Here is a 16190-nt window from a genome sequence, read left to right on the forward strand (position 1 = left end):
AGGGATTGAACAATGTTCAATCCCTATTTCAAAAGGGGGGGAATTTGTTTATGTCCTAGCTGTATTATTAATATACACATAAAATATGAATAACCTATGAACGCAAGATGAAAAAAGCGTTAACTTTTTGGAGGGGGAAGAGAATGACAACGATTTGTTTGATTAGACATGGAGAAACCGATTGGAATGCTGCGAGAAGAATTCAAGGTAGAACGGATATTATGCTAAACGAAAAAGGAAAGCAACAAGCGAAGCAATGTGGAAACTATTTTTCTGGAACGGATGCAGATGTAATGATTGTAAGTCCCTTGAAAAGAGCCCGACAAACAGCAGAAATTATAAATGAGAAGCTGCAATTACCCATTGTTATCATGGATGAATTTATTGAAAGATGTTTTGGAGAAGCAGAGGGAATGACTTATGAAGAAAGAAAAGAGCAGTTTCCATCACATAATATCCCGGGGTATGAAAGTGATAAAATATTAATGGAAAGAATAAAAATCGGTTTATCAACCATTCATTATCAATATCCTTATAAAAAAGTCCTTCTTGTTGCACATGGTGCGGTGATTGGCATACTACTAAATCATTATTCAAAAGGTGAAATTCACCAAAAAAGAGACCGGTTATTAAATGGTTGCATTAATACAATTACTTTAAAGAAAAAAGACTGGCTCATAAAAGAATATAATATAACCCATCATCTATATGATTGAAATGACTTTGAAAAGGATATAAAACTTAAATAAAAATAGTTGTTCATTTTTCGAAAGAAATCTTGCTTAGTCTCGCTATAATTATAGTAGCGATTAACCGAAATAAAGGAGGGGGCAACTATGGTTATAGGCGAGGAAAAGGCAAGGGAGTTTTATCAAGCTTTAGTTGACAGAAATGCAAAATATGATGGTATTTTCTTTGTAGGCATAAAAACAACCGGTATCTTTTGTCACGCGACCTGTTCGGCAAGAAAGCCTAAGTATGAGAATTGTGAATTCTTCTTAACTGCAGAGGAAGCATTATTAGCAGGATATCGCCCTTGCAAGCGGTGCACACCATTATTCTATCCAAATAGTATTCCTAAAGAAATTGAGAAATTAGTTGTAGCCGTTGAGGCAAGCCCGGAAAAAAGATGGAAGGAAGCAGATTTTCGAGAAATTGGTATCCATTCGGCAACTGCCAGAAGAAAGTTTAAAGAAATTTATGGTATGACATTTGTGCAGTACGCCCGCTCAAGAAGAATGGGTATCGCCTTTAAAGAAATATTAAATGGAAAAAAAGTCATAGATCAACAAGTATCACTCGGGTATGATTCATCGAGTGCGTTTAATGATGCATTCTCAAAGATTATCGGTAGATCACCTAAGAGAGCTTCTTTATCGATATTATATGCAAATATTTTATCAACACCTCTAGGGCGGATGATCAGTATTAGTGATGAAAAGTATTTATATTTATTGGAATTTGTTGATAGACGTGGACTTGAAAAAGAGATAGAAAACTTAAGAAACAAGCAAAATGCGCGAATTCTACCAGGGTATACAACGATTAATAGAAACCTAGAAGAGCAGCTCAAGCTTTATTATGCTAAACAACTTCGACAATTTACAATCCCTCTTTTCCTTCAAGGAACTCCTTTTCAACTGGAAGTATGGTCTCTTTTGCAAAAGATTCCTTATGGACAAACTGTATCTTATCAGGATATTGGTCAGCTATTAGGAAGTAGCAATTACGTGAGGGCTGTCGGAAATGCGAACGGAGCCAATCAAATAGCCATTATAATACCGTGTCATCGCGTGATTAAAGCAGACGGTAAATTAGGTGGGTATGGCGGAGGAATAGAAAGGAAGGAGCATCTTTTACGTCTAGAGACCGAGAGTGAAATAAAATGAGTAACTGATTGGATATTTTTCTATTCACAAAAGAAATTTACGTAAATTTTTAAAAAATTCTCGGATTTCCCTCAAATTTGATTCATTTTAGTGTATTATCGGAATTGATAAGGAATTTTTCCTTAATGATTTAATAGAGGGAGAGATCATTATGACCGTTTCTTTTAAAGGCGAAGCAAAAGAAATAGCTACTGAATTAACACTGTTTAGACGTGAGCTTCATGAGTATCCAGAGCTAAGTGGCGAAGAAGTACAAACATCTTCGAAAATACAACAGAAATTAAACGATTATCAAATACCATATCAAACTGGTTTTGCTAAAACTGGTATTCTAGCAATTATTAAAGGGGCAAAACAGGGACCGACAGTATGTTTAAGAGCGGATATTGATGCCCTACCGATTGAAGAACAAAGTGGTGTCTCTTATTCTTCGAAAGTAAAAGGTGTGATGCATGCTTGTGGTCACGATAGCCATGCAGCAATGTTATTAGGAGCTGGAATTATTTTAAATAAACATAAAGGCAACATATCCGGCACAATCTTGCTCTTATTTCAACCAGCGGAAGAAAAGTCTCCAATAGGTGGAGCGAAAATCATGATGGAAGATGGTGTATTTGATGAATATAAACCGTCTGTTATTATTGGTCAGCATGTATGGCCAGACCTTCCGCCAGGTCAAATAGGAGTTAGACCGGGACCAATGATGGGTAACTCTGATCGATTTTCTTTGAAAATCACTGGTTCAGGCGGGCATGCAAGTATGCCCCATACGACAATAGATGCAATTATTATAGCGAATCAAGTAATTACAATGTTGCAAACGATCGTAAGCCGAAACATTGATCCGCTAGAATCGGCGGTAGTCACAGTTGGTAAGGTGTCTGGCGGTGTTGCCCATAACGTCATTGCGGAAGAAGTAATTATTGAAGGTACAGTAAGGACTTTAACAGATAAGGTAAAAACACAAGTGAAGAATCGTTTTCATCAAATCGTAACAGACACTGTTAAGGCGCTAGGTGGACGTGTCGAAATCACATACCTTGATGGTTATCCTTCCACAGTAAACACTCCGGAATGGGCTGAAAGAGTAAAGGAAACAGCGGCAAAATTTGTAGGTAAGGAAAATGTCCCAGAAGTCGCACCCTCAATGGCAGGAGAGGATTTTGGCCGCTTTTTAAAAGAATATCCAGGTGTATATTATTGGCTAGGTTGTTCAATAGGAAATAATCAAAAGCCGCTTCACAACCCTTCTTTTCAACTTGATGAAAACATTTTGCCGATCGGTATGGAATTAATGGCTCAAGTTGCCATTGATACAATTGAACAATTACAAAGTAAGGGTTTATAGGAGGAATTTTTTTCAATGGAAGCATTCATAAAAGACATCACCCCGTATTTAACTAAAATGAGAAGAATGTTTCATGCATATCCAGAGGTAGCGTGGACAGAGTATGTGACAACTGCAAAAATTGCTGAAGAGATAGAAAAGCTTGATTTTGAAGTAGAGATGGGACAAGCGATTCTCCATCCACATACAAGAATGGGGTTGCCAACAGAAGATCAGATAGAAAAAGAAGAACAAAGAGCGATGGAAGCGGGCATAAATAAAGCGTATTTATATTTAATGAAAGGTGCTTTTACCGGACTTAAAGCTTATTTCGACACTGGTCGAAAAGGAAAACATATTGTTCTACGATTTGATATTGATGCCCTGCCGATTAATGAAGCAGAGGATGAAGCACATTTTCCTTTTGTGCATGGGTTTCATAGTAACAGAGCGGGATATATGCATGCGTGCGGTCATGATGGGCATACCGCCATTGGTTTAGGTGTGGCGCATTTTATTCATGAAAATCGCCATCAATTAAACGGCCGTTTCACCTTGTTATTTCAACCTGGAGAAGAAGGCGGACGAGGGGCAAAGCCGATGGTGGATAAAGGCTTGTTAGATGATGCCGATGTCTTTTTAAGCGGACATATAGGGATCCACTCGTTAAACATTGGTGACATCGTTGCAACAACAGATCAGTTCTTAGCGAGTACAAAGATAAACGTTGAATATTTTGGCAAATCAGCACATGCTGGATTAGAGCCAAATGAAGGCAGGAATGCTCTATTAGCCGCTGCAGCCTCTTCATTACATTTAAATGGTATTACGAGACACGCAAGTGGTGCGACGCGCATCAATATAGGAACACTAGAGGCTGGAAGTGGCCGAAATATTATTGCTGATTATGCGAAAATGCAATTAGAAACCCGAGGTGCTTCAACTGAACTTAATGAAGAGTACATGGTCCTCGAAGCCATGAGAATTATTCAAGCCAGTGCAGCACTATATGATGTCACTACAAATGTTGAAATCGTTGGGCAAGCGCCAAGTGCAGTGTATCAAGAAGAATGGGTGGATTTTATTAATGAGGCAGTGAAAGCCAGTACAAATATTAAAAATGTGATCCCAAAATTACCTCTAGGGGCTTCTGAAGACGCTGCCTTTATGTTAGAGAAGGTGAGGAATAATGGGGGAGCGGCGAACTATATGTTATTTGGAACACCGCTCGCTGCTGGACATCATCATCCATGTTTTGATTATGATGAAAAGGTACTGCCTATCGCCGTTGAATCAATTTGTCGTGTGATTTTAGGATGGCAATAAGTTAAAAAGAACGAACCTTAACCAGTCATGTTAAAATAAGGCTATATTGTTTAATTTGTTGGAGGCAGGTGCGTTGGATGAAAATTCGAGTGGGGGTTATTGGACCAAAAGATTCAGTTAAAATGATTATAGATACAGGGGCGGACTACGGCGAACTTCACTTTATTCCCTTTGTGTATGAATCGACTGAAGAAACTGAGCAAATTATTATTAGAAATAGAGAATGGGTTGATCAGTGGCTTTTTTCAGGACAGGCGCCATATTTTTATGCATTATCCAAGAAAGTGATTACAAAAAAAGAAGCGAGTTATATTCCTTTAAGTGGTGCGAGCCTGCTTGCTGTCTTAGTAAAGGTTTTTTTAGATAGCGATCAAGTGCAAAAGCGTTTTAGCTTGGACACTATTCAAGAAGAAGAAATGGATAGAGGACTCGATCCGTTAGTGAGGAATCGAGTCCTTTTCCAGATGAATTCTTACGATGGATATATGCCGGCTGAAGAAATTATTGCTTTTCATAAAGAATTATATGAAAGTAACAAAGTCGATGTGGCTATTACTTGTTTGAATAAGGTGTATAAAGAATTAACGAAGATGAATATCCCAACTTATCGCATTGAGCAATCTGAACTAACGGTCAGACGTTCTTTAGAAACGATTAAAGAAAAGGGGCAAGCATCATGGTACCGGAAATCACAGCTTGTCATTATTGGTGTCGAACGCATCGTTGCTTCTTCTGAAAGTGAAGAAAGAAGGCGATCCTTCCGGTTAAAGCATCAAGAACTAGAACTAAAAAAAGTCTTGCTTGACGTTGGTGAACAAATGAATGGTTCGATAGTCCAAATGGATGATGGCGTTCACTATATTTTTACTACGCGAGGAGAACTTGAGCTATTTATGCGAGACCAATCGATGTTGACGATCAGTGAAGAGATTTTTGTTCATAGTCGGTTACGTGTTCGCATAGGTGTAGGCTTTGGATTAACGGTATTAGAGGCTGAGGAAAATGTGAGCATGGCTTTTTCTCATGCTCGTGAATTTAAGGGTCCTATCGTTATCTCTGTTAATGAAGAAAAAGAATTAACGATTATTAATAATGAAAGAGAAGAAATAAGTTTTCATTCAAGGATTTACGGAAATGATTGGGAAAAAATATTTAAAGATGCAGGTATAAGTAGTAAGGTTGTTGCAAAAATTGAGTCTTTATCATTACATTATCAAAAAAATAAGATCACTTCTCAAGATTTATCTCATTGGCTAAAAAGCACTGATCGCAACGCAAGAAGAATCTTGATGGAGATGGAAAAGATAGGTTTAGCTGAAATTATTGGAGAAGAGACAGGTCATAGAGGGAGACCACGAAAAATTTACCAATTAAACTTTAATCAGTTTGCCAAACAATAAAAAAATAAATCCGTATGATTTGAACCTAAACACTAGAAATATCACTTATTTCCAGTTGTTTAGGTTTTTATTATCGTTTAAGTTAAATAACACCTAACAAAAGGCGAACATTGAGAATGATTATCAACCATATAATTCCTATATATTCTTTTATTTGTAAATAAAAATGATATTTATTAGAAAATTACTAAAAAAGACAAAAAAGATTAAAAAAAGACTATTCACAATATAAATGTGATGATATAATAACGGAAATGTTAAGGAATAGTTCCGTTATTAAAGGAGTGGATAATGTATGAAAGTAGAACATGAAGTCAAACAGTCAAGAATAATGACTGGATTCTTAAATGGAATTGAAAAACTAGGTAACAAATTACCTGATCCATTTTTCATTTTTGCATTTTTGGCAATAGTTGTTATTATCGCGTCAGCAATCATTAATTCTTTAAATGTAACTGTCGTTCATCCAGGAACTTCAGAAGAGCTAGCAATTAAAAGTTTACTATCAGGTGAAGGAATTCAGTTTATTTTAACTGAAATGCTCAGTAACTTTACTGGCTTTGCTCCGCTAGGTTTAGTACTAGCTATGATGTTAGGAGTAGGTCTTGCTGATAAAGTTGGACTACTTGAAGCTGCGATTAAAAAAACCATGTTAAGTACGCCAAAATCATTAGTCACTTATGCAGTTTTTTTTGTTGGAATTTTAGGTAATATTGCTTCCGATGCTGCATTTGTCTTAATACCTCCTTTAGCCGCAATGATATTTTACACAGTGGGAAGACACCCGTTAGCGGGTTTAGCTGCAGGTTTTGCTGGGGTAGGAGCAGGTTTTACGGCTAATATTATTGTTGGTGGAACAGATGCACTATTAGCAGGTATTACTTCTGAAGCTGCTAAAGCAGTAGACCCTAGTATATCAGTATCGCCTGTTGATAATTGGTATTTTATGTCAGTTTCTGTCGTTATTTTAACACTTATCGGTGGCTTGATAACTGAGAGAATTATAGAACCAAGGTTAGGAAAATATGATGGAGAATTAAAGAAAGAGTTTGAACCAGTTACTCAATTAGAGTCAAAGGCTTTAAAAAATAGTGTCCTAGCAGGTGTAATTTATTTAATTGTGTTATTCACAGCACTTTTTTGGCCAAATTCGCCTTTAAGGAATGAAGAAGGTGGTATTATACCTTCAACATTTTTAAGTGGAATTATTCCGATCATACTATTATTCTTTATTGTAATGGGTACCGCATATGGGGTAACTGTTAAGAAGATTCAAAAATCTACTGACATACCAAAGTTTATGGGTTCAGCAATGAAAGATATGTCCGGTTATATTGTGTTGATTTTCGCAGCTTCTCAATTTATTGCTTATTTTAACTGGAGTAATTTAGGGACTTTAATTGCAGTAAGAGGAGCGGATTTACTTACCTCATTAAATTTGACTGGTTGGTTTGTTATTATTCTATTTGTATTTTTTACAGCGGGATTAAATTTATTAATATTTAGTGGCTCTGCACAATGGGCGCTGCAAGCACCAATCTTTGTCCCAATGTTTATGTTATTAGGTTTTAACCCGGCTTTTGTACAAGTAGCCTATAGAATTGCTGATTCTTCTACTAATGTCATAACTCCTTTGAATCCGTATATATTAATTATTCTTGCCTATATGAAAGAATATGATAAAAAGGCAGGCTTAGGGACATTAATTTCAATGATGTTACCATACTCAATCGCCTTCCTTTTTACATGGGTCATCTTGCTTGTATTATTTGGTTTACTTGGTATTCCGTTTGGTCCAGGGGTGGGAATGTTTCTCTAATATTTTATTAATGCTAAATGATTAAAGTAGAATGACTCTCGCTTTCTGAGTGAGAGTCATTTTGTCTTTTGCATAAAAATCTTATTAGGATAAGTATAAAAGAAGCTATAATTGTTAATATAGACATGTTATTTTGGAGTTCAAATCAGTTATTCTTTTAATATTTTGTCTTACTATTACCCAAAAATTTAGTAAGAGGGTGGGTTTATTAATGGTTAGTTTCAGAGATATACACGATGATGGTAATTTAATAGCAGAGAAAGCCAACTTTGAACACTATGGCACAAAACAGTTCTATTTTAAATATGATGCAAACTTTATTCAATTTAAAATAAATCCTAGTTTGCAAGTATTTCAACTGGCACAGAGGTATTTAGAAGACTATCAGAAAGAGCATAAACAAGAACATTTGAAGTTTTATTTACCAGCAGACGAAATGATTCAAGAGGATGTTTTATTATACCTTTATCAACAATTTTATACGATCGGGTGTCAGGAGTTATATGAAATTAAACCTCTTCAATTTATCTATAAAGATAGAAAGAACGAAATCGTGGTTGAGGAAGTGACAAATGATAATTTACGAGAATATCTACTATTGCAGAGAAACTTTGATCAAGATTATGGTGAGGAATATGTGAATCTTAATAGAAGCATGCATTCCTATCATTATAATGCAAAAGATACGTTACAGTTACTCGCATATGATCATGGTGTGCCAGCAGGTTCATTACAAGTATTTTTTAATAAGTGTACGTGTACAGCTGAAATTGATAATGTAGGTGTGTTACCAGCTCACCGATTAAAGGGGATTGCTGCAAGTTTGCAATATGAAGTAATGAAACGATTTAGCAATCATAGGGTTATACTTGTAGCCGACAGCAATGACACGCCAAAGGATATGTATCGCAAACAAGGGTATAAAAAAGTGAGTTTTCGCTATGAAGTAATGAAGTTATTATAAGTAGTAGTTTTTTTAGATTAAACACGTATTGTCATAAAAACTCAACAAACGGATATTAATAAATCTGCAGGCGGTGAGAGTAGCCATCTGCAGATCATTTATAAAGAAGTAAATTTTGATCATGGTAGAAGCGAGAGAACAGCAAAAAAATGCATAATCGAACCAGCGAGAATAAAAACATGCCACAATGCGTGATGGTACTTAAATCCTCTCCATACATAAAATATTGAACCAGCAGTGTATAGTACGCCACCGATAATGAGGAAAATCATTCCTTGTTTGGGTAAGTGTGTAACCAAGGGCTCCCAGGCAAATATAATTAGCCAGCCCATCAAAACATATAGTAATGTCGAGAAGACTAAAAACTTTTTAACAAAAAAACATTTGAAAACCGTACCAGCAATCGCTAGCCCCCAAACAAGACCAAATAAAGTCCATCCTAAGGGTCCTTTAACTGTTATAAATAGAAACGGTGTGAACGTTCCAGCAATAAAAAAGTAAATGGAAGAATGATCGAGAATCTCAAATACATCCTTTGCTTTTCCAGCAGGTAAACTATGTAGCAAAGTTGATGAGAAATATAAAATAACCATCGTTGTACCAAAAAGAACAAAGCTGACAATATGCCAAGCTGTTCCATATAAGGATGAGAAAACAGTTAAAATGACCAGAGCCGCAATACTTAATAGCGCACCAATTCCGTGTACGATCGCGTTGGCGATTTCTTCTCCCTTTGAAAAAATATGTGTTTCCAAGTAGTATTCACCCATTCTTTATCCAAAATCATAATTCTAGTATAAACATATTTTACGCTGATAAAAAGTCGAAAGCTTTCATTATAAAGAAAAACTTCACCGAACGAAAAGGGGGAAGGGTCTGGTCTAACGGCAGAGAGTTTAAATGCTTGGAGAATATTTGGTGTTATCCATCCTTGAGTCAATGCCAATTTAAGCCGCGGTATTACGTCAGTTGAAGCATTCATCCAACTTGTTTCATAATGGTTACTGAAAGAGAAGCTCGACATTGCTTATTTACTAAACTTGCAGTTTCCATTTAGGTTGACATTTATTGATAAGATGATAACATAACTTTGAAAGCATAATTGAATAAATCCACTAGGGGTGCCTTTAAAAGGCTGAGATTAAAGTGTAATAACTTTAAGACTCTTAGAACCTGATCTGGTTGATACCAGCGTAGGGAAGTGGCGTATATAAATTTAGTTAACATTATAACTATAACTAAATGAATAATGTATACAGTAACCACTTTCTTATAGGAAGTGGTTTTTCGCTTTTCTGGATTTTTTATGCTCGATAAAAAAAAGAGAAGAGGTAGAAATGATGACAACAAAAGAAACGTTTACACAATCGTTAAGGAAAGAAGTACATGATATATGGGAAGCGAATTTTGAACACCCTTTCGTTAAAGGAATTGCTAAGGGAGATTTACCAATTGAGTGTTTCCGCTTTTATGTGTTACAAGATTCTTACTATTTATCACATTTTGCTCGTGTGCAAGCAATCGCTGCTTCTAAAGCAGAGAATTTATATATGACCTCAAGAATGGCCTCGCATGCGCAAGGTACCTATGAAGCTGAACTAGGGTTACATAACAAATTTATGGAGGTATTAAAAGTTTCTGAAGAAGAGTTAAACCAGTTTAAACCCGCTCCTACTGCCTATGCATATACATCCCATTTATATCGTGTAGCAGAGACAGGCACAGTTGGCGAGGTCATCGCTAGTTTGCTTCCGTGTTATTGGATTTATTATGATATTGGGCAGAGCTTTAAAGGGGCAAAACCAAAAGAAGAAATCTATCGTACCTGGATTGATACATACGGTGGAGAATGGTTTGTTAAACTTGTACTGGAACAAATTCATCATCTTGATCGGCTTGCTGAAATGGCATCTGAAACAGAAAAAGAAAAAATGAAAATGGCATTTACCATTAGCTGTCAATATGAATTAGCTTTTTGGGAAATGGCTTATACCCAAGAAAAGTGGCTAAGTGATAAAACATATGCATAAAACTTCATAAATGAAAGCAGGAATAGTGTTAACAGAATAAGGTTAGTTCATACTAACTCAATTCTGTTAACATCATACCCTTTATAATCGTTGTAGTATCAGGTTTGTTTATGGAATAAAGACAATTTGCCGTATCGGATTTTCCTAAAAAGAAGTTCGGACTTCAAAAACTACTCATCTAGTCAATAGAAATGACTTCTACTTCTCCACCCTCATAGACATATAAACTTCCTATATATATATAATGACAATAAGCGTATAATGAGAGACGAATGTTAAATTGAGGAAGGCGTTTTAAAAATGAATAAACAACAAAGTAAGTACAGATGGGTTGTATTTGGTGTTTTACTTTTAGCCTATTTATTTATGGTTAGTCAAAGAACAGCACCTGGTTTAATTACTGATCAATTAATGGAAGAATTTCATTTAACTGCAGCAACGATTGGGCTGATAACGAGTATTCAATTTTTTGCTTATGCTGGATTGCAAATTCCCATCGGATTATTCTCTGATAGATTTGGTCCCAATGTATTTCTAGTCGCTGGAACACTGCTAAACGGGCTAGGTACCATCCTGTATAGTTCGGTAGATAATAGTTATATGCTCATCTTTGCTAGGTTATTATGTGGAATTGGCGATGCTACTATATGGGTCAATTTAGTTCTTGTATTGAGCATTTGGTTCAAGCAGCAGGAGTTTTCGATGCTAGTGGGATTTGCCGGAATGACCGGAAGTTTAGGATTCTTATTAGCAACAGTTCCTTTTAGTTCGACCATTTCTCTATTAGGGTGGCGACTTCCATTTTTAATTGTTGGCATTGTAATATTCACCCTTGGTATGGGGCTTTATGTTGTTTTAATAAAATATCCTAAGAAGAAATTTCAAATGGAAGAAGAAAAAAATCAAAAAGAAACAAATGAACCGTTATTAGTCATCATAAGAAGATTACTTGTCAATCGCCAAGCTTGGGCGACATTCCTTTGTCACTTTGGTGTAGTGGGCACATATATCGGCTTTATTGGCTCTTGGGCAGTTCCCTATGGTATGGACATTTACGGTTTATCACGATCAAGTGCAAGTGAAGTAATTATGTACGGCTTATTTGGTGCCATTATCGGAGCACCATTAACAACCTATCTATCTACTTTTTTTGACAGAGTCAAAGCACCGTATGTCATTGTGCAGATGCTGTCGGTTTCTGCTTGGATCACTTTAGTATTGATGGGTGGAGAGCCACCATATTTATTATTCATTCTTTTATTCGTAATCATAGGTTATGCAAATGGTGCCAGTGCTCTAACCTTTACAGTTGTTAGACAGTCCTTTCATATAAAGGAAGTGGGGCTTATTTCCGGTTTCGCTAATACGGGAGGCTTTCTTAGCGCAGTGTTGCTGCCAGCAATTTTTGGAAAAGTATTGGACCATTTTGCTAATTTTGACGTTATAACCGCTTATCAATATGGACTTTATATTCCTTTAAGCTTTGCGATTATTGGGTTAATTGGAGTATTCATGTTATATGAGCCAACAGTATATCGTCAAAAACTTAAAATGAGTCAAATGAAAAAATCGGTTGGTTAACAATCGATTTTTTTATTTAGCTAATAAAAAATGAAGAACAATCATCACTTAAAAGGCAGTCGAGTGGATACCTGATTTGTTCACCATCTATCGTCTTTAGAGAAATGTTACTGAAAGTGTAAAATTGATCTTTTTTTATCAAATATTTCTTCATAACAATTGAAAAAATTGGATATTTGTTGTAAGATAGTTTATATTATTAATCTAATTTTAATAGATAACATATTTGTGAAATATAATAGTTACATATAGTAATAATTAAGAACATTCATACTTTGATGATTGGTTGTGTTGATGATGGCGGGAGAACAGAGAAGAAAAAAAAGAAATAAAAAAATGGTTTTTCGGATTAATTTAATGTTTTTTGCAGTATTTATACTCTTTTCGATTCTAATCTTCCGCTTAGGTATTGTTCAAATTGTTTACGGAGAGAATTATAAAAAAGAGATTGAACGGGAAGTGGAGGTGCCAGTAGCAAGCACGGCACCTAGGGGGCAGATCTATGATAGTAAAGGAAGACTGGTTGTAGGGAATAAACCCCAATTAGCCATAAGTTATACTCGCTCCCAATCTACAACACAAGAAGAAATGATTCAGACATCAGAGCTTTTAGCGAAGATGATTAAAAAAGACACGGAAGAAGACTTGAAGGCGATTACTGAAAGAGATAAACAAGACTTTTGGATAATAAAGTATCCGAATGAAGCAGCAGAAAAAGTATCGGATAAAGAAAAAGATAAATTGCTAGCAAGTGATATGTCATCAAAAGAAGTAGATGACGAAATATATAAACGAACGCGGGAACGAATAACAGAAGAAGAACTGAATGCTTTTAAGAAGGATGAACTAGAAGTTTTAGCGATATTTCGAGAAATGGCAAGTAGTCGAATGTTGACACCTCATTTTATAAAGAACAAAAATGTCAATGAAGATGAATTTGCTCTTGTTAGTGAGAATCTTCATCTATTACCTGGCATTGATACAACGGTAGACTGGGAACGTTATAATGCTTTGAAAGACGAAGACGGCGAAGTGACATTAAGTTCTGTACTTGGAAATGTTTCAAGTTCAAAAGAGGGCTTACCTAGTGAAATGCTCGAATATTATCAATCTAAAGGTTATAGTCGTAATGATCGTGTCGGCAAGAGTTATTTAGAATTGCAATACGAGTCTGTTTTACAAGGGCAAAAGAAAATCATGAAAAATTACACAGATAAAACAGGTGAAGTAACAAAGCAAGATGTGGTAAGAGAAGGACAAGCAGGAAAAGACCTTGTCTTAACAACTGACATCGAATTCCAACAAGAGGTAGAAAAAATTATTGAAAAGCATGTTCGAAGTCTGAGGGGAAGTAATTACTTTTTAGATCGTGGCTTCGTTTCAGCGATGAACCCACAAACAGGTGAGGTTCTCGCAATGGCTGGCAAACAATTTGTCAAAGATGAAAAAACAGGTGAAACAGAAGTCATGGATTACGCCTTAGGTAATATGACAAGTCAATATTCAATGGGTTCCACTATAAAAGGCGCAACAGTGTTAGCAGGTTACCAAGAAGGGGTAATCTCACCTTGGAGTGTTTTGGTGGATAGACCTTTGTATTTTGACGGAACACAACCTAAACGATCTTGGAATACGGCAGGATTTGGTGCCATTAATGATCTAACGGCCCTTAGGAAATCGTCAAATGTTTATATGTTTTTAATAGCGATGAGAATTGGTGGGCAACAAGAATACATTCCGCGAGGTAAACTTCGTATTGATAAAGATGAAGGTATTAGAAAGTTACGATATAATTTTCACCAGTTCGGTCTTGGGGTGAAAACGGGTATCGACTTACCAGGTGAAGTAACAGGACAATCACCCATTCCTCCTAATGGAGGGAATACGCTTGATTTTGCCATTGGACAATTCGATACTTATAGTCCGCTACAATTGGCACAATATGTATCAACGATAGCAAATGGTGGTTACCGTATGCAACCACAGATTGTGAAGGAAATTCGTGAACCGAATCTCGAGAATAATCAACTTGGTGCGGTTTATCAATCCATTGAGCCAAATGTTTTGAATAAAATTACGATGAAGGATGCATGGATTGAACATGTACAGGATGGGTTTATCCAAGTAGTCAACCATCCGCAGGGAACAGCAAATAGTGGGATTACAAATAAAAAGTACAAGATTGCAGGTAAAACAGGAACAGCCCAAGCTTACTACGGGGGGCCGCTTAAGGTGCAATCAAATCCGGATACTTGGAATTTAACCTTTGTCGGTTACGCGCCGTATGATAACCCTGAAATTGCCATTTCAGTCGTCATTCCATGGTTGTCTTCAGATAAATCCAAGATTAACCTTCATATTGCTGATGAGGTATTTGATGCTTATTTTAAAATGAAGACTAAACAAAAAGACGAAGAAAATGAAGAACTTTAAATAAAAAAGAATAGAGCTTTTGATGTACACCCCGAAAGTCTAACACTCGGGGTGTTTTTTATGGTGAATGATGATGGCGCTATTAAGCAAAAAATTGTTATTCTCTCTTGCTAGGGAAGGTGATTACGCTTCCTTAGCAAAGGTAGTTGGAATCCGTAGTAAAACGATTGTAAGATAATGGGTGTGTGCTTTAAAAAGAGAGGGTGGTTCCCTTAGAAGGACTAACAAAACAAGTCATTCTATTCAATTTAAGGTAAATGTCCTACACTAGAAATTTAAACCAGGAGAATCTTTTGACACAGTTGGTTTTTAAAATTTGGCATTCGAAATGAAAAAAATAAAGAAAATGAGTGTAAATGCATTCAACTCTTTTAATTTTCCAAAAAACCGGTTCTATTTTCCTGATTTTTCTTTATTCTACTTCCGTATAATTACAATAAATATTTAGAAATATTAATAAGAATATTTCTTAAAAAAACTGATTGTATTTTTTTACAAAAATGCTATGATATTAATAGTTTTCTATTCTTTTAAATACATTTTTTAACATCTGTAATACGGAAAACATAATTGAATAATGAAGGTGAATGAATCAATGAAAATTGTTTCTTTTAATGCATTTCGCACGATTGGTATGCCCAATGTGCACTATATAAAGCCAGAACATATGTTTAAGGAAATAGATGCAATAAAGCAAGCAGACATCGTGTTATTTCCTGAAACGTGGCAAGTACCGTCACTTGTGTATGGGTTGAAGAAAAAGATTTTTCCTAGCATAGAAACAATGCAGTTAGGTTTTAGTAAAATTGAAATGACAAGGGCCCTTTGGTCGGTGAGTCCTGAGCATGCTCCCTATACTGAAATCCTTGCTAATACAAGGAGCAATATTGAGTATGTGTTAGATACTTTTCCCTTTCCTTTTGTAGCAAAAGAATCACGAAACTCTATGGGAAAAGGTGTTTTCCTTATCCAATCGAGAGAAGACTTTCTAACGTATTGTGAGAAAGTGGACGCTTTATATATCCAAGAATATTTACCGAATGATGGCAAAGATTTACGTATATGTGTGGTTGGGAATGAAGTACTGGGCGCCTACTGGAGAGTGGGACTAGAAGGAGAGTTTCTTCATAATATTGCACAAGGTGGAGAACTATGTGCCGATTTTATTCCACAAGAAGCAATCGACCTTGTTTTAGATATCGCCGGTCAATTAGGTATTAATCATGCAGGGTTTGATGTCATGGTAAGCGAAGGGAAATACTATATTATCGAATTTAATGTGTTATTTGGGAATCAAGGGTTAAATAAACTAGGAAAATCAGTGGAACAAACGATTTATCAATATTTATTATCACAATTTCTACCACCATTTCCAACATCGCCAACACCAGGAAATAAAGTTGTTTCTTAATGGTAAAAGC

The 16190-nt window shown here is 35.9% G+C and carries 12 protein-coding genes and 1 riboswitch; of the genes, 11 read left to right on the forward strand and 1 reads right to left on the reverse strand.

All coding sequences use genetic code 11. The features are described from left to right. Positions 1-143: 143 nt before the first annotated feature. From MKX29_RS19455 to MKX29_RS19485, 7 genes are all read left to right on the forward strand, one after another. Positions 144-716, forward strand: coding sequence for a histidine phosphatase family protein (locus MKX29_RS19455; protein WP_341107175.1), 573 nt, complete (start codon positions 144-146; stop codon positions 714-716). A 120-nt stretch (positions 717-836) separates the two neighbouring features. After that, positions 837-1889 carry a bifunctional transcriptional activator/DNA repair enzyme AdaA gene (locus tag MKX29_RS19460; RefSeq protein ID WP_341107178.1) on the forward strand — a complete coding sequence of 351 codons (1053 nt, stop codon included), beginning with the start codon at positions 837-839 and terminating at the stop codon, positions 1887-1889. Between the two features lie 151 nt (positions 1890-2040). Then, positions 2041-3237 (forward strand): M20 metallopeptidase family protein, encoded by a 1197-nt coding sequence (locus tag MKX29_RS19465; RefSeq protein WP_095373041.1) that lies wholly within the window; start codon positions 2041-2043, stop codon positions 3235-3237. A 15-nt stretch (positions 3238-3252) separates the two neighbouring features. Then, complete coding sequence (locus tag MKX29_RS19470) at positions 3253-4542, forward strand: amidohydrolase (RefSeq protein WP_341107180.1); 1290 nt, start codon at positions 3253-3255, stop codon at positions 4540-4542. A gap of 77 nt (positions 4543-4619) precedes the next feature. Then, positions 4620-5942: a hypothetical protein gene (locus tag MKX29_RS19475; protein ID WP_224938401.1), complete on the forward strand. Its 1323-nt coding sequence runs from the start codon at positions 4620-4622 to the stop codon at positions 5940-5942. A gap of 295 nt (positions 5943-6237) precedes the next feature. Then, entirely contained in the window at positions 6238-7761 is a 1524-nt protein-coding gene (locus tag MKX29_RS19480) for an AbgT family transporter (protein ID WP_281202557.1), read from the forward strand. Between the two features lie 211 nt (positions 7762-7972). Then, positions 7973-8725 carry a GNAT family N-acetyltransferase gene (locus tag MKX29_RS19485; protein WP_341107185.1) on the forward strand — a complete coding sequence of 251 codons (753 nt, stop codon included), beginning with the start codon at positions 7973-7975 and terminating at the stop codon, positions 8723-8725. Positions 8726-8844: 119 nt separating this feature from the next. On the opposite strand, the gene trhA is transcribed toward MKX29_RS19485, so the two are convergent. Continuing rightward, positions 8845-9480, reverse strand: coding sequence for a PAQR family membrane homeostasis protein TrhA (gene trhA, locus MKX29_RS19490; RefSeq protein WP_341107188.1), 636 nt, complete (start codon positions 9478-9480; stop codon positions 8845-8847). Positions 9481-9832: 352 nt separating this feature from the next. Further along, a riboswitch (TPP riboswitch) is annotated at positions 9833-9942 on the forward strand. Positions 9943-10065: 123 nt separating this feature from the next. Between trhA and tenA the strand changes: the two genes are divergently transcribed. From tenA to MKX29_RS19510, 4 genes are all read left to right on the forward strand, one after another. Beyond that, positions 10066-10755 carry a thiaminase II gene (gene tenA / locus MKX29_RS19495; protein WP_281202560.1) on the forward strand — a complete coding sequence of 230 codons (690 nt, stop codon included), beginning with the start codon at positions 10066-10068 and terminating at the stop codon, positions 10753-10755. 300 nt (positions 10756-11055) lie between these two features. Then, the gene (locus MKX29_RS19500) at positions 11056-12336 is read left to right on the forward strand and encodes an MFS transporter (protein WP_341107191.1); all 1281 of its coding nucleotides are present in this window, start codon (positions 11056-11058) and stop codon (positions 12334-12336) included. 297 nt (positions 12337-12633) lie between these two features. Next, positions 12634-14769 (forward strand): peptidoglycan D,D-transpeptidase FtsI family protein, encoded by a 2136-nt coding sequence (locus MKX29_RS19505; protein WP_251161753.1) that lies wholly within the window; start codon positions 12634-12636, stop codon positions 14767-14769. Positions 14770-15364: 595 nt separating this feature from the next. Next, on the forward strand, positions 15365-16180 hold the full coding sequence (locus tag MKX29_RS19510) for an ATP-grasp domain-containing protein (RefSeq protein WP_224938395.1): 816 nt from the start codon (positions 15365-15367) through the stop codon (positions 16178-16180). Positions 16181-16190: the final 10 nt, after the last annotated feature.

This window comes from Cytobacillus sp. FSL R7-0696 (assembly GCF_038006865.1).
GTDB classification, from domain to species: domain Bacteria; phylum Bacillota; class Bacilli; order Bacillales; family Cytobacillaceae; genus Cytobacillus; species Cytobacillus kochii.

Bases quoted from the DNA above. Each gene is read 5' to 3' on its own strand.
- MKX29_RS19505 (WP_251161753.1), top strand. From the start codon at position 12,634: ATGGCGGGAGAACAGAGAAGAAAAAAAAGAAATAAAAAAATGGTTTTT.
- MKX29_RS19455 (WP_341107175.1), top strand. From the start codon at position 144: ATGACAACGATTTGTTTGATTAGACATGGAGAAACCGATTGGAATGCT.
- MKX29_RS19470 (WP_341107180.1), top strand. From the start codon at position 3,253: ATGGAAGCATTCATAAAAGACATCACCCCGTATTTAACTAAAATGAGA.
- MKX29_RS19475 (WP_224938401.1), top strand. From the start codon at position 4,620: ATGAAAATTCGAGTGGGGGTTATTGGACCAAAAGATTCAGTTAAAATG.
- tenA (WP_281202560.1), top strand. From the start codon at position 10,066: ATGACAACAAAAGAAACGTTTACACAATCGTTAAGGAAAGAAGTACAT.
- MKX29_RS19465 (WP_095373041.1), top strand. From the start codon at position 2,041: ATGACCGTTTCTTTTAAAGGCGAAGCAAAAGAAATAGCTACTGAATTA.
- MKX29_RS19485 (WP_341107185.1), top strand. From the start codon at position 7,973: ATGGTTAGTTTCAGAGATATACACGATGATGGTAATTTAATAGCAGAG.
- MKX29_RS19480 (WP_281202557.1), top strand. From the start codon at position 6,238: ATGAAAGTAGAACATGAAGTCAAACAGTCAAGAATAATGACTGGATTC.
- MKX29_RS19460 (WP_341107178.1), top strand. From the start codon at position 837: ATGGTTATAGGCGAGGAAAAGGCAAGGGAGTTTTATCAAGCTTTAGTT.
- MKX29_RS19500 (WP_341107191.1), top strand. From the start codon at position 11,056: ATGAATAAACAACAAAGTAAGTACAGATGGGTTGTATTTGGTGTTTTA.
- MKX29_RS19510 (WP_224938395.1), top strand. From the start codon at position 15,365: ATGAAAATTGTTTCTTTTAATGCATTTCGCACGATTGGTATGCCCAAT.